This is a genomic window from Cupriavidus sp. H18C2 (assembly GCF_049393795.1).
Lineage (GTDB): Bacteria > Pseudomonadota > Gammaproteobacteria > Burkholderiales > Burkholderiaceae > Cupriavidus > Cupriavidus pauculus_C.
Genome location: NZ_CP186010.1, coordinates 1176939 through 1197874, shown reverse-complemented (window position 1 = coordinate 1197874; position 20936 = coordinate 1176939). Strand labels below are relative to the sequence as shown.

Sequence of the window (20936 nt, the reverse complement as noted above, 5' to 3'; positions counted from 1 at the left end):
CGATGTGGGAGTCAGGCGACGCCGCGCGCGGTGGCGCCGCAGACATCGGCATAGAGCGCCAGCAGCCGCTGCGCGTAACCGCGCGGGGCAAACGCGGCCACCTGCTCGAAGCCGGCGGCACGCAGGCGGCGGCACAACTGGTCGTCGCGGTCCAGCGCCCGGATGGCGCGGGCCATGGCATGCGTGTCGCGCGGGTCGACGTGCAGCGCGTGGCCGCCCCCCCCCACTTCGCGCAGCGCGCCAGCATTGCTGGTCATCACCGGCGTGCCCAGCGCCATGGCCTCCGCCACGGGCAGGCCAAAGCCCTCGGCCAGCGACGGGAACAGCATCGCGCGCGCCTGGCGGATCAGCGCCATCAGCTCCGCCTGCGGCAGCCAGGGCAGCCGGATCACGCCCGGCGAGCGCGCCAGCATCGACTCGATCTGCGGGATGTCGCGCGCGATGGGGCCGGCCACCACCAGCGCGCGGGACGTCTGCGCGGTGCGATGGGCCGCCACCAGGCGCGGCAGGTTCTTGCGCGCTTCGGGCATGCCGCAGCAGATGAAGTAGCCACCTGGCCGCAGGCCGGCCGGCAGGCCCGGATCGCGCTGCAGCGCCGCGTGCACGGCCTGCGACGTATTGGTGACGAACGCGGGCGGGCAACCGAGTACGTCGATGATCTCGGCGCGCGAGGCGTCGGAGACGGTCACCAGATGGTCCGCCTGCGCGACGATCTCGCGCAGCAGGCGCAGGTGCCGCGCGGCACCGATCGACGTCAGGCGCGGATGCGTGAGCGGGATCAGGTCATGGACGGTGTAGACGTTACGCGCGCCTTCCAGGTACAGCGGCAGCGGATAGGTCCAGTGCATGATGGCCGGCGGCGCGGCGCAGCGCACGCGCATCAGGCGCTGGTGAAGGTTGAAGTAGCTCTGGGCCTCGCGGAACAGACGGCCCCCATCGTGCACGCGATGCTGGGGTTCGGCCAGGCCCGCGTGGCGCTCGAAGACGGCCTCTCGCGTGCCGGTGCGCAGCGCGGCCAGCCATCGCGCGGGCGCGGACTCGCGTGCCGCGCCCCCCGGCGTACGCGCAGGCCGGCCGCCACCGAGCCAGTGCACCGCCACGCCGGCACGCGCCAGGCTCGCGCCGAGCGAGCGCGCATAGGTGGCCACCCCCGTGCCGGCGCCGAGGCTCCACGTGCGGGCATCGATGCCAACACCCAGGTCCACGGGCGGTTGCGCGCAAGGCAATGCAGGAATGACCACGGGCGCGTGGCGTGGCGCCACCGCATCGCGCGCCGGCCGCGATTGATCGGTACGAAGGATCGTGCTCATAATGCGGCACCGAAAACCTCCGCGCACCGCATCGGGCCACGCCAATGATTTCCTTCCAGAACGTCAGCAAGCGCTATCTCGTGGGGCATGTTCCGACCACCGTCCTTCAAAACGTTTCCTTCACCATCGGCCGTGGCACCGCGCTTGGCATCTGCGGTGCCAATGGCGCTGGAAAGTCCACGCTGATGCGCCTGGCCGCGGGCGTGGAGCTGCCCACCAGCGGCCAGGTGCAACGTACGTTCTCCGTGTCGTGGCCGCTGGGCTACAGCAGCGCGTTCCAGAGCAGCCTGACCGGGGCCGACAATGCACGCTTCATCGCGCGCGTGTACGGCAAGCCGATCGACGACACGCTCGCGTTCGTCAACGACTTTGCCGAGCTGGGCCGCTACTTCCGCATGCCGGTGCATGCCTACTCGGCCGGCATGTCGGCGCGGCTGGCGTTCGCGATCTCGCTGGCCGTGGATTTCGACTGCTACCTGATCGACGAGGTGACGGCGGCCGGCGACGCCCGCTTCCGCCAGCGTTGCCACGACGCGCTGCGCGCCCGGCTGGCCAACGCGGCGCTGATCATGGTTTCGCACGACCCGTCCACGCTGACCGATTTCTGTAACACCGGGGCCGTCCTGCACAACGGCACGCTGCGCCGCTTCGACACCATCGACGACGCGCTGTACGCCCACCATGACCTGCAACGGGCGCCAGCCTGAACGGACGGCACGACACGGGCGAAAGCGTGACCTTGCGCGATGACGCACTTGCGTCACGGATTGGGCAGATTTTGAAACGGGGGCGCCATATTCGGGCCGGGCGCGGCAGACCCCGCCCCGACGGGCGCGCGGGTCATTGGGGCAGGCGGGGCGGGCGGGACTGCTAGCGCAGCGGGATGTCGTCGAGGTCGCGCACTTCGCGGAAGCGCTCTCCCGGCGTGGGCACCTGGCCGCCGGCCGTGTCGATGGCGCGGAACGCGGACAGGTCGAGCCCGGTCATCGTCTCCAGTTGCGGCACCGGCACCACGAACTTGCGGATGCCGGCGTCCACGCCCTTGGCCGGGTGCGCGTCGCCGCGGTTGATGTCCAGCACGTCGCGCTGGTCGGCCAGCAGCGCCACGGCCTTGAGCCCGCTGGCGCCGTGCCACGCCACGAGCTTCCAGTAGGCGGACGGGATCTGCACGTCGTCGGCCCAGAGGTCGGTCTCGTCGTTGAAGACCGGTCCCTGCAGCACCGACAGCCGGGCGCCCTCGATGGTCCGCACGCCGCGCTCCAGCACGTATTGCTCGATGCCCTGCCAGAGGTTGTCGCCCTGGTTGAACAGGAAGTGCTGCGGCGTGCAGTTCGGAAAGTGGAAGGTATCGGTCTCGGCACGCGCGGCGAAATCGCCCCAGGTGGCATCGGCGCGGCGGGTCAGGTGTCCCCGGTCGAACAGCGCGCTCCAGGCCGCGTAGAACGTATCGTCGATGACGCCGGCCGGGTCCACGCGCGGGTCGCGGTACCACGCCTCGCGCTCGGGCTCGCGCGGCGCCGGGCTGCGCTTCAGCTCGATGTAGGTCGGGCCGTCGATATTGGTCGCCGTGAACAGGGCCAGCCGGCGCGCGGCATGGACGATGGCGCTGAAATTCTGGTAGTGCAGCAAGCCGGGCGTGGTGCCGTCCAGCAGCGGCAGCGTCCGGGCCTGGATGCCGCGCACAAGCTGGCCGAGATCGATGTCGAGCCCCTTGATGAAGCCGCCGTCGAAGCCGCTGCGATTGGCGTAGTCTCGATCCAGCCGCGCGCGCTCCGGCTGGCCGCTGAGCCGCAGCGCCGGGGTCGGCGCCAGAACCGGCGTCGCGGGCGGCGCGGGCGCCGGGGCGGCGGTATCGGCCAGACGGATGCTGATCTGCAGAGGCACGACCAGCGAGGCGCCGCCATCGGCCGATAACACGGGCGCCGACGTGCCGCGCGCCAGCCGCATCGATTCCGCCTGGCCGCCGGTGCGGACCGGCACCACGGCCGCAGACGGCGGCGGACGGCGTTCCAGTTGCTGCCGCGTGGCGGGCCGCGCCGCGGCGTAGCGGCTCAGCGCATCGACCAGCAGGTCTTTCTGCGGGCCAGCCGCCAGGGTCTCGGTGCGTTGCTTGAGATCGGTGTAGATCGCGCTGATCCGGATACCGACGTTGACCACGGCCTGGCGCGTGCCCGCCGCGTCTTCCTCGTTGTCGCCCTGGCCATAGTGATGCAGCGCGATCACTTCCCAGTCGTCGTTGAACGCGGGCGAGCCCGACGTGCCCGGCAGTGTGTCGGTATCGTAGATCAGGTACTGGTCGCGCCGGTCCAGCAGGAAGTTGTTGCGGATGGCGATGGTCTTCTTGCGCCCGCGCGGGTGCTGGATGATGTTGACGGCCATGCCCTTGCGGTGCTTGTCCTTGGCGTCGCTGAGCGGCACGTAGCCAAAATCGGCCAGCGCGCCGGCGCCCTGCACGCGGTGGCCCACGGCCACGACGGCGTAGTCCAGCTCGGCCTCGGGCGAGAACACCGCCAGCCGGTCGGGGTCTAGCACGAACACGGTGGGCGCCACGGGCTGGCCGGCGCCGTTGATCTCGTCGTCGAACACCAGCTCGGCGGCGCGCGCGTGGTCCACGCTGCGGATCACATGCTGGTTGGTCATGATCAGCGACGGGCTGATCAGGAACGCGGTGGCGCTCTCGGTGGCGCCGTCAAGCTCGATCTGCACACGGCAGACACAACGCCGCGCCGTGGCGCCATCGACCAGGAAGCTGACCGGCTGGAAGTCGTTGGTGCCCGACACCGACTCGGGCATGCCCATCGACACCCCGCTCTTGACCGAGAACGCGCGCCGGCGCACCGGGTCCTGCTCGGCCTGCTCGGGCCGGCCCTCCTTCAGCAACTGGCGCACGCGCCGCCGCTCGGCGGCGGTGGCCTCGACCAGCGCCTTCATCTGACTCGTGGATAGGTCGTTCAGCCAGCGCATCGTGCCTCTCCCGCAGTGGGTGTGGCCGACGAGCTTGGCGCACCGCTGCGACGGTTTTGTGACAGCGACGCCGAATATGTCAATTTCATGACAGAGAGCCGGCCTGCGCCCGGCAAAGGCATGGCTCTTGCAGCCATTCCCGCAGCGCCCTGACGGCGCCCGTCCGCAACGGCCCGGGCGCCCCAGGGCATGTAATTCCCGCGCACCGCTTGTACGAACGGCATGGTCGTTCCCCGGCGGGACGCGCGCTGCACAAGGAAAGGCGACCATGGAGAACGAACTGAAGCTGCCGACCGACCTGGCACAGCGGCCGAACGCCAGCGACCCGACGGCGCGGCCCGACCCGCACACCGACACCCGCTCGGCCACCACGGCGGCCCGGCTGACGCTGAAGCGGCGCGACACCGTGGAATCGGCGTTCTGCAAGATCCTGCACAACTGCCTGGACCAGGTGCACGCCAACGCGCCGCTGGTGGCGGCCGGCGATTCACCGGAAGGCGTGCACCAGATGCGCGTGGGGCTGCGCCGCTTCCGCTCCGCGCTGGACCTGTTCGAGGGCGTGGTGACGCTGCCGGACGGCATGGAGGAGGAAGTGAAGTGGCTGGCCGACGAACTGGGCCGCGCGCGCGACTGGCACGTGCTGGCGAATGCCACGCTGCGCCAGGTGGATGCCGGCGACGACCAGCGCGACGCGCTGCGCGAAACCAGCGCCGCCGCACTGTCGATCGAGCAAGCGCGCCAGGCCGATGCCGCCCAGGCGGTCACCTCGCCCCGCTACGCCGAGTTGATGCAGGCGCTCGACCAGTGGCTCACGACCGCCCCGTGGCGCGACGGCACTGACTCGGCCCGCGCGAAGCAGCTCGATGCCCACGCCATCGACCATGCGGACAAGGTGCTACGCAAGCGCCACCGCAAGCTGGTCCAGCGCGGACGCGGGCTGCACAAGCTCGACGCGCACCGCCGCCACCGCGCCCGGATCGCGGCCAAGAAGCTGCGCTACGCCACCGAGTTCTTCGCCGGCCTGTTCCGGCCGAAGACGCTGAAGCCCTACCGGCGCGTGCTGTCGAAGCTGCAGGACGACCTGGGCTGGGGCAACGACATGGCCGTGGCCGACGGCCTGCTCAGCCACCTGGAACTGCACCACCGCAAGGCCTCCGCTGGCGCCAGCTACGCGCGCGGCTTCCTGGCCGCCCGCGTGCAGGACGACCGCGACAACCAGCGCAAGCTGTGGAAGCGGTTCCGCGCCACCGGGCGGCCCGTGGCGGTCAGGGGTTGATGGCGGGCGCGTAATCGCCCAGCCTGTAGAGGGTCTTGTTGCTGCCTGGCAATCGGCTGTGGGTGAGTTATTCGACCTTGACGTTGGCCTTCCTGACCAGCGCCGCGTAGCGGCTGGCCTCGCTGCGGAAGAACTGGACGGCCGCCTCGGGCGTGGTGGGCTTGACCACGGTGGCCTGCTTCCGGAGCGCCTCGACCACCTCGGGGCTGGCGAACGCGGTGGCAAAGGCGTCGTGCAGGCGCTTGACGTCGGCCGGCTTCATCCCGGCCGGGCCCACCACGGCGAACCAGCCTTCCACGTCGTAGTGCGACAGCCCCTGCTCGGCGATGGTCGGGATGTCCGGCGCCACGGCCGACCGCTCGTCACCGCACAGGCCGATGGCGCGCAGCGTGCCGGCCTTGATGTGCGGCAGCGCGGCGTTCAGCGCCACCACGCCAAAGTCGACCTGGCCGCCGATCAGGTCGGTGATCATCGGGCCGGTGCCCTTGTACGGGATATGGTTGGCGCGCACGCCGGCTTCGCTCAGGAACAGTTCGCCGGCCAGGTGGATGATCGTGCCGTTGCCCGACGACGCCATGTTGTAGCCGTCCGGCCTGGACTTGAGCAGCGCCGTCATCTCCCTGACCGACCGCGCCGGCAGCTTTGGATTGGCCACCAGCACCAGTTGCGTGGCGCCGATCACGCTGATCGGCGTGATGTCCTTGACGGCGTCGAACGGCATCGACTTGAAGACGCTGGGGTTGATGACGTGGTTGTTCGACACCACGCCCAGCGTGTTGCCGTCCGGCGCGGCCTTGACCACGGCGGCCGCGCCGCTGATGCCGCCGGCGCCGGGCAGGTTCTCGATCACCACGGGCTGGCCCAGCGACTTGCCCAGCGCGGGGCCGGCCGCGCGCACGATGGCATCGACGCCGGAGCCGGCGCTGATCGGCAGCACCAGTCGCAGCGGCTTGCCGCCCTGGGCCAGGGCCGGCGGCAGCACCGATACCGTGGCCGCGGCCAGCAGCAGTTTCAGAGCCGACCGCCGGCCGGCCCGCAATGCGGGGGATGGGTACATCGTTGTCTCCGTCATGTTTTTTTGGGGTGAAGCGGTACGGCGGCGGCGGGTCAGCGCTCGCGCAGGCGCCCGAGGATTTCCTCGGTGTGCTCGCCCGGCCTTGGCAGCGGCCGCTGCACGCCGGGACGGCGCCCGCCCATCAGCAGCGGCAGCAGCACGGTGGGCGCCATCGAGCCGTCGTCGGCCTGCATCGGCACCAGCCCGCCGCTGGCCTTCAGGTGCGGGTCGTCGAGCAGCTGGTCGGGCCGGACGATTGGCGCATACGGGATGCCGGCGGCTTCGAGCTGCGGCGACAGTTCGTCGGCGCGGCGGGTGGCAAGGATCGCGCCCAGTTCCTGCAGCAGTTGCGGGCGCACCGCCACGCGCGAGGCGTTGTCGCGGTATTCGGGTCGCTCCAGCAGCGCCGGGTGGCCGAGTACGTGGCAGAGCGTGACGAACTGCTTGTCGCTGACGGCGCCGATGAAAAGCTGGGCGTCGTCGGCCAGCGTGAAGACGTCGTAGACGCTCCAGGCCGACACGCGCGACGGCATCGGCGGCGGCGCCTCGCCGGTCATCGCGAACTGCTGCATGTGCTGCGACGCCAGGAACACGCAGTTCTCGAACAGCGCGCTCTGGATCTCCTGCCCCTGGCCGGTGCGGTCGCGCTCGCGCAGCGCGGCCAGCACGCCGATGGCGCCGAACATGCCGCCCATGATGTCGTTGACCGACGTCCCCGCGCGCAACGGCCGGCCCCTGGGCCCGGTCATGTACGACAGCCCGCCCATCATCTGCACCACCTCGTCCAGCGCCAGCCGCTTTTCGTACGGGCCGGGCAGGAAGCCCTTGTGCGAGACGTAGATCAGGTGGCGATACCGGCTGGACAGCGTGGCGTAGTCGAGCCCGAGTTTTTCCATCAGCCCGGGGCGGAAGTTCTCCAGCAGCACGTCGCTCTGGCCGGCCAGTTCGGCGGCCGCGGCGCGGCCTTCGTCGGTCGTGATGTCCAGGATCACGCTCTTCTTGTTGCGGTTGAAGGCGCGGAAGAAGCCGATGCCCAGCCCGGGCAGGTTGCGCGTCTTGTCGCCGCCGGGCGGCTCCACCTTGATCACTTCGGCGCCAAGGTCGGCCAGGATCATGCCGCACGTCGGCCCCATGACCATGTGCGTGAATTCGACCACGCGGATGCCGGCCAGCGGAAGGGAGTTGTCTTGTTGCATGGTGGTCTCGCGGAAAGGGTCAGGCGGCGGCGCGGGCGGCGGCCGGCGCGAATGTCCGCGGCAGGCCGGCGCGCCAGAGCGTGCCGTGCAGCGTCTCGCCGGGCAGCATCTGCGACACCTCGCGGCGCAGGGCCAGCAGCGCGTCGATGTCGATGCCGGTGTCGATGCCCATGCTGGCGAGCATGTAGGCCAGGTCTTCGGACGCCACGTTGCCGCTGGCGCCGGGCGCGTGCGGGCAGCCGCCGATGCCGGCCAGGCAGGCGTCGAAGCGCGTGACGCCAGTATCCAGCGCGGCCAGCACGTTGGCCAGGCCCAGGCCGCGCGTGTCGTGGAAGTGGCCGCAGTGAAAGCGCTCGCCGCCGATCCGCAGCGCCCGCTCGAACAACGATCGCACCGCGCGCGGATCGGCGTAGCCGACCGTGTCGGCCAGGCTGACGCGGTCGGCCCCGGCATCCAGCAGCGCCTGCATCAGCCGCAGCACCTCGTCGGCGTCGACATGGCCCTGGATCGTGCAGCCGAAAGCCGTGCCCACGCCACCTTCGATCAGCGTCTTCGATCCGGCGGCGTCGCGCGCGGCCCGGATGCGGGCCACCTCGGCCACCACGTCGTCGGGCGTCTTGCGCAGGTTGGCCAGGCTGTGGGCGTGGCTGGCCGACAGCGGCACCAGCATCAGGTCCGCACCGCTGGCGATGGCGCTTTCGGCGCCGCGCAGGTTCGGCACCAGCACCGAGACGAACAGCCCCGGCAGCGTGCGGGCAAACGCGACCAGCTCGGCCGTGTCGGCCAGTTGCGGCAGCAGCCGGGCCGGGACGAACGAGCCCACCTCGATCTCGCGCTGGCCGGCGGCATGGGCGGCCGCGATCCACGCGATTTTCTGCGCGGTCGGCACGATGGTCTGGAGGCTCTGCAGCCCGTCGCGCAGGCCGACTTCGCGGATCACGGCGTGGCGCGGCCATGGCGCCGGCCGGGCTTGGGGATGGGATGTCATGGGTAGGAATGGGCGGAACGGAAGCGATGGAGCCACTATATGACGTGCCAGGATCGCTCTGAAGCGGTAATCCGCCACGTTATCGATTCCATTCTGGAAAGTCTCGGCGCCTGCCGCTACCATGCCGGCACCCCTTCCGGAGGCAAACCCGCCATGCGTGATCTCGACCTCACCTCCCTGCGCCTGTTCGTCGCCGTCTGCGAGACGCGGAACATGGCGCGCGCCGGCGAGCAGGAGCACATCGTCGCGTCGGCCATCAGCAAGCGGCTGGCCCAACTGGAGCAGACCGTGGGCGCCGCGCTGTTCGAGCGGCGGCGGCGCGGCGTGATTCCGACCGCGGCCGGCGAGATCCTGCTGGAGCACGCGCGGGCCATCCTGGCCGCCACCGACCGCGCCGCGCGCGACATGCGCGACCACGGCACCGGCGTGCGCGGCCAGGTGCGGCTGCTGGCAACGGTGTCGTCGATGGCCGAGTCGCTGCCCGACGACATTGCCAGCTTCCTGGTCCAGCCTGCGCACCGCGACATCCGCGTGTCGATCGAGGAAAACCTGAGCAAGGACGTGGTGCGGGCGCTGCGCGAGGGGTCGGCGCCGCTGGGCGTCTGCTGGGACGCCGCCGACCTGGAAGGCTTCGAGACCCGCCCGTACCGCACCGATTCGCTGTCGGCCGTGGTGCATCCGTCCCATCCGCTGGCCGACCGGCCGGGCTGCGCGTTCGCGCAGACGCTGGATTTCGAACACGTCGGCATGCCGGGCCAGACCGCGGTCCATACGATGCTGATGCGCCAGGCCGCGATCCTGGGCAAGCCGATGGCGTACCGCGTGGTGGTGTCGTCGTTCGACGCGTCGCTACGCTGCGTGCGCGCCAACCTGGGGCTGGCCATCGTGCCGCGCGAGGTGGTCGGCACGCTGGAGGCATCGCTGGGCGTACGCGTGGTGCCGCTGACCGACGACTGGGCGCAGCGCCGCTTTGCCATCGTGTTCCGGGCCGCGTCGAGCCTGTCGCCGGCGGCGCGGCTGCTGGTGGAACACCTGGCCGCCGCCGCTCACGCAGCCGCGCCGGTCATCGCCAGGAGGTCGTGAACGCCCGGCACGCTTCATTAAGCATTCTTAAGGAAAGATGCGGACGAGAATCATTATCATTTGGTCCTCTTCTGCCATCGCCCCGGGCCCTTGCGCGACCCGATCCGCCCCTGAATGCGCCTCAAATATCTTGCCGTCGTTGCCGGCACCCTCCTTTCCGCCGCGCCGCAGTTGCGGGCCCAGCCGTCCGGCACCGGCGATCCGCTGCCGACGGTGGTGGTGACCGGCACGCGCAGCGAGAAGACGCTGGACGAGACGCCCGTCCGTACCGAAGTGGTGGACCGCCAGGAGATCGAGCGGACCCACGCGCGCACGCTCAAGGACGCGTTGGAGAACGTGCCCGGGCTGCAACTGCGCGAGATCCACGGCAAGTCCGGCTACGAGGTGACGCTGCAGGGCATGACCAGCGACCAGGTGCTGGTGCTGATCGACGGGCTGCCAATCTCGGCCAGCACCGGCTCCACGGTCGATGTCTCGCAGTACCTGCTGACCGAGGTGGACCGCGTGGAGGTGGTCAAGGGCGCCAGTTCGGCCCAGTACGGCAGTTCGGCGATGGGCGGCGTGATCAACGTCATCACGCGGCCGATCGACAAGGGATTCTCCGGCGCGGTGACAGCCGATGCGGGCAGCTACGGCGGCCAGAACGCCGACGGATCGCCGGGCGCGCTGCATGGCAACGTGCGGCTCGAAGGCGGGACCGAGCAGTTCCGCGCGCGCATCAGCGCCGACGGGCTGGACAACAAGGGCTTTGCCGTCGAGCCAGACGGCTGGACGCGCCGCGGCGACAAGATCCGCCGCGAGCAGTACGCCGGACGGCTGGAATGGCTGCCGAGCCAGGCCGGCCGCGTCTGGTTCGACGCCAGCGCGTACCGCGAAACCGACGAGCAGCGCTACCAGTACTACGTGCCGCCGCGCTACGTGCCGCAGCGCAAGACCGAGGACATCGACCGCAACCGCTATGCGTACGGCGGCCAGTGGCGCTTTGACAATGGCGTGCGGGCGCGGCTGGCGGGCGTGCACGAGACCTACGACAGTACGTCGCGCGAGTATTCGAACGACTTCCGCACGGCCGAGCGCAAATCGGCCCAGCAGACCGACCACGTGTCGGCGCAGTTCGACCTGCCGGCGTGGTACCGCCAGCTCTGGCAGTTTGGCGGCGACTTCCATCGAGAAACGCTCGACCAGTCGGTCAACGGCACGTCGGAGCTGGCCGGCGCCGGCAGCGCGTCGCGCCAGTCGGGCGAGCTCTACCTGCAGAACGACATCCTGCTCAGCGAGACCTGGGAAGTAATTGCCGGCCTGCGCGGCCAGCACGACTCGGACTTCGGCAGCCACTTCGCGCCCAAGGTGGGCGTGCGGGCCAACCTGCTGTCCACCGATACCTGGAAGGGCGTGCTGCGCGCCAACTATGGCCAGGGCTATCGCGTGCCCAACCTGAAGGAGCGGCACTACCTGTTCGACCACAGCTCGCTGGGCTACATCGTGCTGGGCAATCCGGACCTGAAGCCCGAGTCGTCGCACAGCTTCCAGCTTGGCGGGCAACTGAGCTGGCGCGACCGCGTGACGGTGGACGCCAACCTGTTCTACAACCGCGTGACGGACCTCATCCAGACCGACATGACCAATTTCACGATGGTCAACGGCATTGCGGTCTACACGTACCGCAACGTGGCGCGGGCCCGCACGCAGGGCGCCGAGACGTCGCTGCGCTGGCGCGCCAGCAACACGCTGAACCTGACGGCCGCCTACACGTTCACCGACACCGAGGACCTGAACACCGGCGCCGAGCTGACCCGGCGGCCGCGCCACATGGGCCGGCTGGGGGCCGACTGGCGCCTGTTCCCGTCCACCGAGCTGACCACCCGCGCGCGCTTCCAGAGCAGCGAGCTGACCGATGCCGCCACGGGCGCGCGGTCGCCGGGGTGGGGCACGCTGGACCTGGTGCTGAACCAGAAGATCGGCAAGTCGGTGACGGCCTTTGTCGGCGTCAACAACCTCTTCGATCGCCAACGCGATTTTGCGAATGCCAGTGACTTCGGGCCCGTGGCGGGGCGCTTTATCTACCTGGGCGCACGGTTCCGCGTGGACGTCGCCCGCTGACAAGAACATATCGGGGAAGCATTCATCATGAACGACACTCTCGCATTGCACCGCCGCGCGCTGCGCGCGCTCGGCATCGCCTCGCTGGCGCTGGCCCTTGCCGCCTGCGGCGGTGGCGGCGACGACGGCGCCACCACCACCACGCCGGCCACCGGCGGCGGCACCAGCACGGGCGGCACCAACACCGGCGGCGGCACAACCACGCCGCCGGCATCGACATCGGCGTTCACGCAGACGGCCGAGTGGAGCTTCAAGCTGCCGGCGGCCGGTGCGTCGCTGTGCTACGACTTCAACACCAAGGCCGAGACGGCCTGCACGGGCACCGCCTGGGACCTGAAGGTCAAGACCGAGACCGACGGCCGCACGGCCAAGCTGTGGACCAACAGCGGCACCAGCGGCACCGGCAACGGCGGCGCGTTCGGCAGCCCGTTCGACCACACCTGGACCGCGCTGTCAGCCTGGAAGAACGCCACGACCGATCCGGTCAGCGGCGCCCTGCCCGCCACCGTGTTCCTGAAGGATTCGGCCAGCGGCGTGTTCTCCAGCGCCAACGCCATCGGCTCGGCCGTGTTCGAGTACGGCGTGACCGGCGCGGCCACCGACCACTCGCTGTACCCGACGTTCCGCACCTTCGTCATCACCACCAACAGCGCCGTGGCCGACGCCACGGGCGCCACGCCGGCCACGGTGTTCGCCCTGCAGGTCACCGGCTACTACGGCGGCGCCAGCGGCACGACGTCCGGCTATCCGAGCTTCCGCTTCGTCGACCGCAACGCGCCGGGCACCGTCCACACCGCGCAGGTCAATGCATCGGCCGACTGGGTCTACTACGACCTCGTGAACCGCGCCGTGACCACCGCCACCGGCACGTGGCACATCGCGTTCAACCGCTACAACGTCAAGCTGAACGGCGGCGAATCGGGCACGGGCACGGTGGCCGGCTTTGTCGGGCGCACCCCGGCCGGTTTCTACGATGCGTCGAACAAGCCGGTGGCGGCCCGGTTCACCGACACGAACAACCTGACGGCGACGCTGGCCGACCTGGCCGACGCGACGCTGGCCGTACCGGCCACGGCGACGGCCTGGGTCAAGGACGCGACGGCTTCGGTGCTGAACCCGGCCTTCACGGGTAACTTCCCGAACCCGCTGAACTATGGCTGGTTCACGTACTTCCCGACCGCCGCCGCTGCGGCCGCGAACGGGCTGCCGTCGGTGGCGCACGTGATCGCCGCCAATCCCGACGCGGGCGGCCTGATCCGCGGCGGCGAAGGCACCACGTATGCGCGCTTCCATCTGACCAAGATCGCCTACGCGGACCCGACCCTGAACACCAGCCAGCAGACCTGGACGATCAACTTCGACATCCAGCCCTGATCGGGCGCGTCGACCAACACGATGGACATGGAACCGCATCACATCGACACGCTGCGCCAGCGCCACCAGGCGCTGGTGGCAGCCCAACCGAACCTCCGCATCCGGGATCGCGCCCGGCAACTGGGCGTCACCGAAGCCGAACTGGTGGCCGCCGGGTGCGGCGTGACGGCCCGGCAGCTTGGCGGCACGCCGCAGCAACTGGTCCGCGACCTTGGCACGCTGGGGCCGGTCATGGCGCTGTCGCGCAACGACCATGCCGTGCACGAGCGGCACGGCCAGTACCAGGGCATCGAAGCCGACGGCCCCGTCGGCCTGGTGCTCGGGCCGGACATCGACCTGCGCCTGTTCTTCGGTAGCTGGCGGTATTTCTACGCCGTCACCGAGAACGGCCGCGACAGCCTGCAGTTCTTCGACAAGGCCGGCGATGCCGTGCACAAGGTCTACCGCACCGACGCGACCGACGCCGAAGCATGGCTGGCATACGTCGACCGTCACGCGCTGGACGCGCTGGCGCCGGTGACGGTGGAGCCGATCGCGGCCGTCGCCGAGGCGGCTGCCCCGGCCGACCCGGCCGCGCTGCGCACCCACTGGCGCGGGCTGCAGGACACGCACGACTTCTTTGCGATGCTGCGCCAGTTCAAGGTGTCGCGCCTGGGCGCCCTGCGCGCGGCGGGCGACGACCTGGCCCAGCAAGTGGACAACATCGCCGTGGAGACCATGCTGGGCCGGGCCGCCGAAACGGGTCTGCCGATCATGTGCTTCGTGGCCAACCGGGGCATCGTGCAGATCCACAGCGGCCCGGTGCACAAGCTGGTGCGCACCGGCCCGTGGTTCAACGTGCTGGATCCCGCGTTCAACCTGCACGTGAACACCGGCGCGGTGGCGTCGAGCTGGATCGTCAACAAACCGACCGTCGACGGCTGGGTGACGTCGCTGGAACTGTTCGATGCCGACGGCGGGCTGGTGGTGCAGTTCTTCGGCGAGCGCAAGCCGGGCCAGCCGGAACTGCCGGCCTGGCGCGCGCTGCTGCAATCGCTGTGCCCGGTCGCGCTGGCCGCCTGACCCATGTTTCACTTCACCATGACACTGCTGCGCCCCGCGCTGATGTCCCTGCTGTGCGCGGCGGGGCTGACCCAGGCCGCGCCGCCCGCCCGTGTGGTCGGGCTGGGCGGCGCGGTGACCGAGATCGTGTACGCGCTGGACGCGCAGGCGTCGCTGGTGGGCGCCGATGCGTCGAGCATCTACCCGCCGGCGGCGCTGAAGCTGCCCAAGGTTGGCTACTACCGGTCGGTATCGGTCGAAGGGCTGGCCAGCCTCAAGCCGGACCTTGTGCTGGCCGCCGACCACGCCGGCCCGCCGCAGGCGCTGGAGCAGATCCGCAGGCTCGGCACGCGGATCGTGACGCTGCCGTCGGCGTCCACGCTGGCGGCGCTGGACCAGCGCATCCTTGGCACCGCCACGGCGCTGGAGATACCGGAGCGGGGCCGCGCGCTGGTCCACCGGCTGCACGCCGAACTGCGCGACATCCGCCCGGCCGCGCAGCCGGTGCGCGTGCTGATCGTCAGCAGCCATACCGGCAGGATGCAGGGCATGGGCCAGGACACGCCGGGCCACGCGATGCTGATGCTGGCTGGCGGCACCAACGTGCTGGCCAACCAGACCGGCTTCAAGCCGTTCTCGGCCGAGGCCGCCGCGGCGCTGAAGCCGGACGTGATCGTGACCACGGCGATGTCTGTCAATGCGAGCGGCGGCCCCGAGGCATTCCTGGCGCAGCCCGGCCTGAACGCCACGCCTGCCGCGCGCCAGCGCCGCATCGTCGTGATGGACGACCTGTTGCTGCTGGGCTTTGGCCCGCGCCTGCCCGAGGCCCTGCGCCTGCTGCAGGGCGGGCTGGCCGCGCCGCAGCCGGCGGGCCGCTGATGCGCCGGCATCGACCCGCCATCTTCACCGCGCTGTGCGGGATGGTCGTGCTGGCCGCGCTGGGCACGGCGGCCAGCGGCGCGCTGTCGATCCCGCATGACCGGCTGCTGCCACTGCTGTGGTCGCCTGCAGCCCAGGGCGACGACGCGATGTGGCGCAACGTGCTGATCGAAGTGCGGCTGCCGCGCATCGTGCTGGCCGTCACCGTGGGCGCCGCGCTGGCGCTGTCCGGCGCCGTGATGCAGGCGCTGTTTCGCAATCCGCTGGCCGAACCGGGGCTGATCGGGATTTCGCTGGGCGGCGCGGCGGGCGCGGTGGCGGCCATCGTGCTTGGCGCCGACGGCTTGTCCGGCGTCGCGCCGGCCGCGTTCGCCGGCAGCCTGGCGGCGACGATGCTGGCCTACCGGCTTGGCTCGCGCCGCGCCGGCATGGCCAACCTGCTGCTGGCCGGCATCGCCATCAACGCTATCTGCGCGGCCATCGTCGGCTTCTTTACCTATCAGGCCAGCGACGTGCAACTGCGCAACCTGACGTTCTGGAACATGGGCAGCCTGGCGGGCGCCACGTGGCCGATGCTGGCGTGGCTGGTGCCGCTGGTGGCCGCGCTGAGCGCGCTGCTGCTGCGTGACTGGCGGGCGATGAACGCGCTGCTGCTGGGCGAGCGCGAGGCCCAGCACCTGGGCTTCGACCTGAAGCGGCTGCGGCGCCGGCTGATCGTGCTGACCGCGCTGCTGGTGGGCCCCATCGTCGCGGTGACCGGGACGATATCGTTCGTGGGGCTGGTCGTGCCGCATCTGGTGCGCATGCCGCTTGGCGCCGACCATCGCTGGCTGCTGCCGAACACGCTGGCCGGCGGCGCCATCGCCATGACGCTGGCCGACTGGCTGGCGCGCATGGTGGTGGTGCCCGCCGAGCTGCCAATCGGCATCGTGACGAGCCTGGTGGGCGGGCCGTTCCTGCTCTGGATGCTGACGCGGAGGGGCCGCTGATGCTGGTCGCCCGGAATCTGCAGGGCCACCGGGGACGCCGTCAGGTGCTGTCCGGCATCGACCTGCGCTTGCCGCCCGGCGAAGTGCTGGGCGTGCTGGGCGCGAACGGCGCCGGCAAGAGCACGCTGCTTGGGATGCTCGCCGGCGAGATTGCCGCGCCGGGGCATCCGGCCGACATGCTCACGCTGAACGGCCGTCCGCTGGCGGACTGGCGGGCCGATGCGCTGGCCCGCACCCGCGCCGTGCTGCCGCAGTCGCCGGGGCTGCATTTCGATCTGGACGTGACCGAGGTGGTGGCCATGGGCGGCTACCCGTTTCCGGAACTCGATCGGCCTGGGCTGGACGGTTTGATGGCGCGCGCGCTGGCGCTGGCCGACGTCTCGCATCTGGCGCGCCGCGACTACCAGAGCCTGTCCGGCGGCGAGCAACAGCGCGTGCAGTTTGCGCGCACGCTGGTGCAGGTGCTGGCGTGCAAGCCAGCCGACAGCTATCGGGCGCTGCTGCTGGACGAGCCGATTTCTAGCCTGGACCCCCGGCATCAGTTGCGGCTGCTCGACAGCGTCCGCTCGCTCGCGCGGTCCGACGGGCTGGCCGCACTGGTCGTGCTGCATGACGTGAACCTGGCCGCGCGCTGGTGCGACCGCTTGCTGCTGCTGGCCGACGGCCATGCGGCCGCCTGTGGCACGCCGGCCGAGGTGCTGACGGCGGCGAACCTGGCCCACGTCTACGGCCTGCCGGCCACGGTGATGGCGTCGCCGGTGCACGCGGGCGTGCCGTTCGTCGTGTTCGGCTGACGGCGGCGCCCCCGTCAGAGACTTGTCATGACGCCCCGCCTGCCAACCGTCCTGCACGCGCTGGGGGCGCTCAAGCCGGCCGCGCTGGCGCTGCCGGTGATCGTCGCCGGCGCCATGATGTTCGCCGAACTTGGCCATATCGGCCTGACCATCGCCGTCGGGCGCGTGGCGCTGGATCGCGCGCTGGAGCGGTTCCACGTGGACGCCGCCGCGCCGCCGGCGACCGCCGTGGTGGCCCGCCAACTGCGCACGCGGATGGCGGCGGCGTCGCACCAGTATCTCGACGACGGCGACATTCCGACGGTGGCGGTGGAGCGCTTCGCGTCGCTCGATACGATTGGCGCCGCCCCGGCGAACACCCGCCCCGCCGCGCCGGTCTGGCGCGTGACCGTGGAGATCCGGCGCGACTTCCTGACGCCGCTGCCGCGCCTGCTGGGCGTGGGCGGCAACGCGTTCCGCTACCAGTACCAGCGGCTGGTGGAAGACCCGCAGCCGCGGCCGTCGGACATGCAGCGCGGTTAGGAAAATCGGCAGGGCTTGGCGGCTGGCAAGCCGACTGCTACGTCTTCATCGCGCCCTTGACGCTGGCGCGCTCGCTCCAGTGCCGGCGGTCCAGCACCAGCGCCGCCAGCAGGCCGCCGGCTCGGGCGTTGGCGGGATGAGGCCACGCAGCCACCGACCGACGGGGGTCTTGGGGAAGGTCTCGGTCCACCACTGACGCCAGCGCTTGAGCGTGGCCCAACTGATCGCCGGCAGGCCGTCCAGGCAGGCGCCAGTGGCACGGCTCGATCGCAGTACCAGGACAATGGCCAGCCAGACACGCCGGCCGAGAAAGCGCACCGAATCGGGCGTCATGCGTTTGCGGCATCCGGCACAGCACAGGCTCAGGCGCGTATTGCAGTCCGGGTGTGCTGCCGGTGGGCATCCGCGCGGCTTACGCGGATAGTTGGCACTGTGCAGCACAGAGCCGCAATGGCAGCAGCCCCTGTCTCGCGCCACCTTCATCAAGTCTTCGTCGATCCGGCGCAACAGGGCAAAAAACGCTGGCGTTTGTAGCAAGGCATGGCACACTGCTGAGGTCTCCTTCATTGCTCGACACAATAAAGGCGACATCTTCCCTCAGGCGCGTGCATGCACGCTCCCTGAGGGAACCCCTCCAGCGTCCATCACCGTTCTTGCTCAAATCCCCACGCTTTCGGCATCACGAAAGCTGCTTATGCACACCGGGCGTAGTACTCAAGATCGGCTTGAGCCTTAGCCAGGCGCGCTGGCAGCATAGTCTCCAGCTCCTTCTCGCGCATCCGAGCATCCGACTCCGCCTTGACCTTCGCCGCCGTGCGCTCCATCTCCTGCTTGTGCTCGGCGGCGGAACGCTCCATGTCCTGGCGGTGTTCTGTGGCGCTGCGGCTTTGGGTGCGATCATGCTCCCACGTGCGCAACGGCTCGCGCGCGTAGTCGGCGAGCAGCTCGAAGGGGGCCTTCATGAAGTCGACCGCTTTCGAGAGTTTGTCTATTAGATTCATGCCTTGTCCCGTTTTGCCAGCTCGCTTTTGAGCAGGCGCTGATAGAGCGCGTCCTCTTTCGCTAGAGCGTACTGCAGTGCCTTGGCATTCTCCGAGGAGCGGTTGGCGATCTCGAGGATCGCTTCGAGCTGCGCAGAGTGAACGTTGATCAGATCGCGCAACGTCGAGGGCACATCCTGATCCTCCATCCACGGGAGGCGAGCGCGGGCGAGCTCCTGAATCAACCGATCGAAGAATGCGCGTTGCTCCGGGGTCGGGTCGGGGACGAGCTCGAACGCGGTGGCCCAATGCTTGGCAACCCACCGACCCATGTAGTGCTCGATGCAGAGCTTCATGGTCTGCGGGAAATCCTGGTGGGCGAACGCTGGCGCATAAATGTCCGGGTGCTCGCCCAGAAAGTCCTCGACCAGGCGCTCACGGCCGCGTCGCAGGATCGCTTCCGCGACCAGAAGCTTGTCGCGATCCATCGTTAGGCCGTTAGGACTGCGGCGAGTCGATCTTGGTCATCTCGGCGCGCGTGCCCTCGCGCATCTTGCCGATCGTGTCGATGACCTTGTCCTCGGCTAGGCCGCTGCTGAGGTTGAGGCTTGCGGTGTAGCTGTCGACCAACTCCTCGAGCCAGCCCGAGGCCACGTCCCCAGCCACGTCCGCGTCGCGCAGCGTCTGTGCAACCTCGCGGAGCGTCTCAGCAAAGAACTTGGCCCGCTCCTTGCGTAGGTCCTCTTGCAGCGACGCGGCGAACTTGATCTCTTCCTTGTGTTCCTTGAGCAACCCGAGGTAGTGCTTTTCGTATTCGAAGCGCACTTGGAGGGCGCTCTTCAACGATTCCGGAGCGATCGTTTTTTCCACATCCTTCGAAAGCATGTTCGCGAGGGCCATCTTCTGGTCCTCGCTGATTTCCAGCTTCAGGTCGCGGATCGCATTGAGGGTGATTTGCCTGATTTGTTCGGGTGCCATGGCTTTGCTCGGTTTCATTGGCGTTGCGCCAGCGCAGGACCACGTGCGCGCCGGCGGAGAAAATATCGGGATGACAGTGTATCGGTCCCAGCACTCCATTCTTGAGGCAATGCCCCCACCCATTGGTGGGGTGGGATCAGGGCGCGCCGAGCCGGTGGCGTCGGAGGGCGGTGCTGTGTCGCGTCATGACAGAATCAATCCGATGGTAGGCTTCGAGAACTTTGGGCGAAGCCGGCATGGGAGAGATTGGGAGCGGACTTTCGGCAAGCTGCACGGCCTCGAGCACTGCTTCGTGCTCCGCCACGATAGGCGAAAATAAGCGGTCATCAGCTTTCAAATCAACACAGCTTGATTTGCGAATGAGAAGTGGGCCTCACGGTCACGCATTCCCACAGCAAAACCGTTGGAATCGCCCATGTCCGCACCGGGCAATGCGCAGGCCGGCGCTCAGGAAGCATCGGCTTGCATCTCTCGGTCGATCGCCGTCAGCACCCCCAGCGCCGCACCTTCGATGCCCATCGAATTGAGGCCACCTCGCACCTTCCATTCGCGCGGATTAATCCGGATGAATCGTTTTGCCACGCGCTCGCCAAACCGGCGAACGGTGGGAATATCCGTTCCCGCTCCCAATTCAATTACCAGCACGTCCGTGACCTGACGGCGCCAGGCATCGAGCCGCCCGCGAGACGCCTCGGTAGAGGCTTCCAGCCAGCCGTAGTCTTCGAACATCAGGGTATTGGGGCGGGCAACGCTGCCGCACGACGGGCACGTCGGCAGCCCGTTCGTGAGCCGGCAACGGCTTTCATCGATCTCCGGCTCGAACCCATCTGCCGGCCATAGCGCCTCACAGCACGGCGTCAGGCATTGCAACCGGTGAATCGAGCCATGGCACTCGTGGACCTGCTCCGCTTTGAAACCGGCCCGCTGGAAGTGCCCGTCAACATTGCTGGTGAACACCCATGCGCCCTGCGGCATCCGATCAGCCCAGCTTCGAAGTATGTCAAACCCGGCATGAGGCTTCACGCGACGGTACATTGCCAGACGATGACCGTAGAACCCCCACGCCGTGCGCGCAAGCTCCCCCTTGAAACTACTGGGCGAGGCGATGTCGTAGAACGTCATCGCCTCGGCCCGGAGCGCCGGATAGGCGCGCCAGAACCCCTCCTCGCCCCGAAAATCTGGCAGACCGGAATCGACACCCATCCCCGCCCCTGCTGTCACGATCATGGCCTGTGCGGTCCGTACCCACTGGGCTGCGAGCTTGAGCTGGTTCTGATCGATGGGCATTCCGTATTCCTCTCCCCTTACCGGTCATGGCTCCGATACCGTCGGGGGCGTTAGTCGGGTTCGGAAAGCCTGGTTCCCCGCATCTTCGATGTGCTCGCGCGTTACCAACACGGAGCATCGG

Annotated in this window: 19 protein-coding genes; 10 read left to right on the top strand and 9 right to left on the bottom strand. The window is 69.4% G+C overall.

Going from position 1 to position 20936, the window contains the following annotated elements; translation table 11 throughout:
• Positions 1 to 11: 11 nt before the first annotated feature.
• Complete coding sequence (locus EPAKOI_RS05655) at positions 12 to 1310, bottom strand: glycosyltransferase family 4 protein (protein WP_423193213.1); 1299 nt, start codon at positions 1308 to 1310, stop codon at positions 12 to 14.
• Positions 1311 to 1354: 44 nt separating this feature from the next.
• Between EPAKOI_RS05655 and EPAKOI_RS05650 the strand changes: the two genes are divergently transcribed.
• On the top strand, positions 1355 to 2017 hold the full coding sequence (locus EPAKOI_RS05650; protein ID WP_423193212.1) for an ABC transporter ATP-binding protein: 663 nt from the start codon (positions 1355 to 1357) through the stop codon (positions 2015 to 2017).
• A 163-nt stretch (positions 2018 to 2180) separates the two neighbouring features.
• On the opposite strand, the gene EPAKOI_RS05645 is transcribed toward EPAKOI_RS05650, so the two are convergent.
• Positions 2181 to 4274, bottom strand: coding sequence for a DNA/RNA non-specific endonuclease (locus EPAKOI_RS05645; protein WP_423193211.1), 2094 nt, complete (start codon positions 4272 to 4274; stop codon positions 2181 to 2183).
• A gap of 268 nt (positions 4275 to 4542) precedes the next feature.
• On the opposite strand from EPAKOI_RS05645, the gene EPAKOI_RS05640 reads away from it, so the two are divergent.
• Positions 4543 to 5550: a CHAD domain-containing protein gene (locus tag EPAKOI_RS05640; protein WP_423193210.1), complete on the top strand. Its 1008-nt coding sequence runs from the start codon at positions 4543 to 4545 to the stop codon at positions 5548 to 5550.
• A 67-nt stretch (positions 5551 to 5617) separates the two neighbouring features.
• On the opposite strand, the gene EPAKOI_RS05635 is transcribed toward EPAKOI_RS05640, so the two are convergent.
• From EPAKOI_RS05635 to EPAKOI_RS05625, 3 genes are read right to left on the bottom strand one after another with little or no spacing between them, the layout of a single operon-like run.
• Complete coding sequence (locus EPAKOI_RS05635) at positions 5618 to 6607, bottom strand: tripartite tricarboxylate transporter substrate binding protein (RefSeq protein WP_423193209.1); 990 nt, start codon at positions 6605 to 6607, stop codon at positions 5618 to 5620.
• A gap of 50 nt (positions 6608 to 6657) precedes the next feature.
• Positions 6658 to 7800, bottom strand: coding sequence for a CaiB/BaiF CoA transferase family protein (locus tag EPAKOI_RS05630; RefSeq protein WP_423193208.1), 1143 nt, complete (start codon positions 7798 to 7800; stop codon positions 6658 to 6660).
• Positions 7801 to 7819: 19 nt separating this feature from the next.
• Entirely contained in the window at positions 7820 to 8788 is a 969-nt protein-coding gene (locus tag EPAKOI_RS05625; protein WP_423193207.1) for a hydroxymethylglutaryl-CoA lyase, read from the bottom strand.
• A 153-nt stretch (positions 8789 to 8941) separates the two neighbouring features.
• On the opposite strand from EPAKOI_RS05625, the gene EPAKOI_RS05620 reads away from it, so the two are divergent.
• From EPAKOI_RS05620 to EPAKOI_RS05585, 8 genes are all read left to right on the top strand, one after another.
• Positions 8942 to 9871, top strand: a complete 930-nt coding sequence (locus EPAKOI_RS05620; protein ID WP_423193206.1) for a LysR family transcriptional regulator — start codon at positions 8942 to 8944, stop codon at positions 9869 to 9871.
• 114 nt (positions 9872 to 9985) lie between these two features.
• Positions 9986 to 11971: a TonB-dependent receptor plug domain-containing protein gene (locus tag EPAKOI_RS05615; RefSeq protein ID WP_423193205.1), complete on the top strand. Its 1986-nt coding sequence runs from the start codon at positions 9986 to 9988 to the stop codon at positions 11969 to 11971.
• A 27-nt stretch (positions 11972 to 11998) separates the two neighbouring features.
• On the top strand, positions 11999 to 13345 hold the full coding sequence (locus EPAKOI_RS05610) for an HmuY family protein (protein ID WP_423193204.1): 1347 nt from the start codon (positions 11999 to 12001) through the stop codon (positions 13343 to 13345).
• A 21-nt stretch (positions 13346 to 13366) separates the two neighbouring features.
• Positions 13367 to 14407 carry a hemin-degrading factor gene (locus tag EPAKOI_RS05605; RefSeq protein WP_423193203.1) on the top strand — a complete coding sequence of 347 codons (1041 nt, stop codon included), beginning with the start codon at positions 13367 to 13369 and terminating at the stop codon, positions 14405 to 14407.
• 3 nt (positions 14408 to 14410) lie between these two features.
• Complete coding sequence (locus tag EPAKOI_RS05600; RefSeq protein WP_423193202.1) at positions 14411 to 15265, top strand: heme/hemin ABC transporter substrate-binding protein; 855 nt, start codon at positions 14411 to 14413, stop codon at positions 15263 to 15265.
• A complete protein-coding gene (locus tag EPAKOI_RS05595; RefSeq protein WP_423193201.1) occupies positions 15265 to 16254 on the top strand; it encodes a FecCD family ABC transporter permease in 990 nt (329 codons plus the stop codon). Before EPAKOI_RS05600 ends, EPAKOI_RS05595 begins: the two co-directional genes overlap by 1 nt.
• A complete protein-coding gene (locus EPAKOI_RS05590) occupies positions 16254 to 17048 on the top strand; it encodes a heme ABC transporter ATP-binding protein (protein ID WP_313837944.1) in 795 nt (264 codons plus the stop codon). The genes EPAKOI_RS05595 and EPAKOI_RS05590 overlap by 1 nt, the downstream gene beginning before the upstream one ends.
• A gap of 27 nt (positions 17049 to 17075) precedes the next feature.
• Positions 17076 to 17570, top strand: coding sequence for a hypothetical protein (locus tag EPAKOI_RS05585; RefSeq protein WP_423193200.1), 495 nt, complete (start codon positions 17076 to 17078; stop codon positions 17568 to 17570).
• A gap of 692 nt (positions 17571 to 18262) precedes the next feature.
• Here the strand turns inward: EPAKOI_RS05585 and EPAKOI_RS05580 are convergent.
• The 4 genes from EPAKOI_RS05580 to EPAKOI_RS05565 form a co-directional block, all read right to left on the bottom strand.
• Positions 18263 to 18571: a hypothetical protein gene (locus EPAKOI_RS05580; RefSeq protein ID WP_423193199.1), complete on the bottom strand. Its 309-nt coding sequence runs from the start codon at positions 18569 to 18571 to the stop codon at positions 18263 to 18265.
• Entirely contained in the window at positions 18568 to 19038 is a 471-nt protein-coding gene (locus tag EPAKOI_RS05575; protein WP_423193198.1) for a hypothetical protein, read from the bottom strand. The genes EPAKOI_RS05580 and EPAKOI_RS05575 overlap by 4 nt, the downstream gene beginning before the upstream one ends.
• Before the next feature lie 10 nt (positions 19039 to 19048).
• Positions 19049 to 19528: a hypothetical protein gene (locus tag EPAKOI_RS05570; RefSeq protein WP_423193197.1), complete on the bottom strand. Its 480-nt coding sequence runs from the start codon at positions 19526 to 19528 to the stop codon at positions 19049 to 19051.
• Positions 19529 to 19975: 447 nt separating this feature from the next.
• The gene (locus tag EPAKOI_RS05565) at positions 19976 to 20815 is read right to left on the bottom strand and encodes an SIR2 family NAD-dependent protein deacylase (protein ID WP_423193196.1); all 840 of its coding nucleotides are present in this window, start codon (positions 20813 to 20815) and stop codon (positions 19976 to 19978) included.
• Between the last annotated feature and the right edge of the window lie 121 nt (positions 20816 to 20936).

Bases quoted from the DNA above. Each gene is read 5' to 3' on its own strand.
- EPAKOI_RS05590 (WP_313837944.1), top strand. From the start codon at position 16,254: ATGCTGGTCGCCCGGAATCTGCAGGGCCACCGGGGACGCCGTCAGGTG.
- EPAKOI_RS05610 (WP_423193204.1), top strand. From the start codon at position 11,999: ATGAACGACACTCTCGCATTGCACCGCCGCGCGCTGCGCGCGCTCGGC.
- EPAKOI_RS05615 (WP_423193205.1), top strand. From the start codon at position 9,986: ATGCGCCTCAAATATCTTGCCGTCGTTGCCGGCACCCTCCTTTCCGCC.
- EPAKOI_RS05625 (WP_423193207.1), bottom strand. From the start codon at position 8,788: ATGACATCCCATCCCCAAGCCCGGCCGGCGCCATGGCCGCGCCACGCC.
- EPAKOI_RS05650 (WP_423193212.1), top strand. From the start codon at position 1,355: ATGATTTCCTTCCAGAACGTCAGCAAGCGCTATCTCGTGGGGCATGTT.
- EPAKOI_RS05635 (WP_423193209.1), bottom strand. From the start codon at position 6,607: ATGTACCCATCCCCCGCATTGCGGGCCGGCCGGCGGTCGGCTCTGAAA.
- EPAKOI_RS05605 (WP_423193203.1), top strand. From the start codon at position 13,367: ATGGACATGGAACCGCATCACATCGACACGCTGCGCCAGCGCCACCAG.
- EPAKOI_RS05575 (WP_423193198.1), bottom strand. From the start codon at position 19,038: ATGGATCGCGACAAGCTTCTGGTCGCGGAAGCGATCCTGCGACGCGGC.
- EPAKOI_RS05565 (WP_423193196.1), bottom strand. From the start codon at position 20,815: ATGCCCATCGATCAGAACCAGCTCAAGCTCGCAGCCCAGTGGGTACGG.
- EPAKOI_RS05580 (WP_423193199.1), bottom strand. From the start codon at position 18,571: ATGAATCTAATAGACAAACTCTCGAAAGCGGTCGACTTCATGAAGGCC.
- EPAKOI_RS05620 (WP_423193206.1), top strand. From the start codon at position 8,942: ATGCGTGATCTCGACCTCACCTCCCTGCGCCTGTTCGTCGCCGTCTGC.
- EPAKOI_RS05600 (WP_423193202.1), top strand. From the start codon at position 14,411: ATGTTTCACTTCACCATGACACTGCTGCGCCCCGCGCTGATGTCCCTG.
- EPAKOI_RS05645 (WP_423193211.1), bottom strand. From the start codon at position 4,274: ATGCGCTGGCTGAACGACCTATCCACGAGTCAGATGAAGGCGCTGGTC.
- EPAKOI_RS05630 (WP_423193208.1), bottom strand. From the start codon at position 7,800: ATGCAACAAGACAACTCCCTTCCGCTGGCCGGCATCCGCGTGGTCGAA.
- EPAKOI_RS05655 (WP_423193213.1), bottom strand. From the start codon at position 1,310: ATGAGCACGATCCTTCGTACCGATCAATCGCGGCCGGCGCGCGATGCG.
- EPAKOI_RS05595 (WP_423193201.1), top strand. From the start codon at position 15,265: ATGCGCCGGCATCGACCCGCCATCTTCACCGCGCTGTGCGGGATGGTC.
- EPAKOI_RS05585 (WP_423193200.1), top strand. From the start codon at position 17,076: ATGACGCCCCGCCTGCCAACCGTCCTGCACGCGCTGGGGGCGCTCAAG.
- EPAKOI_RS05570 (WP_423193197.1), bottom strand. From the start codon at position 19,528: ATGGCACCCGAACAAATCAGGCAAATCACCCTCAATGCGATCCGCGAC.
- EPAKOI_RS05640 (WP_423193210.1), top strand. From the start codon at position 4,543: ATGGAGAACGAACTGAAGCTGCCGACCGACCTGGCACAGCGGCCGAAC.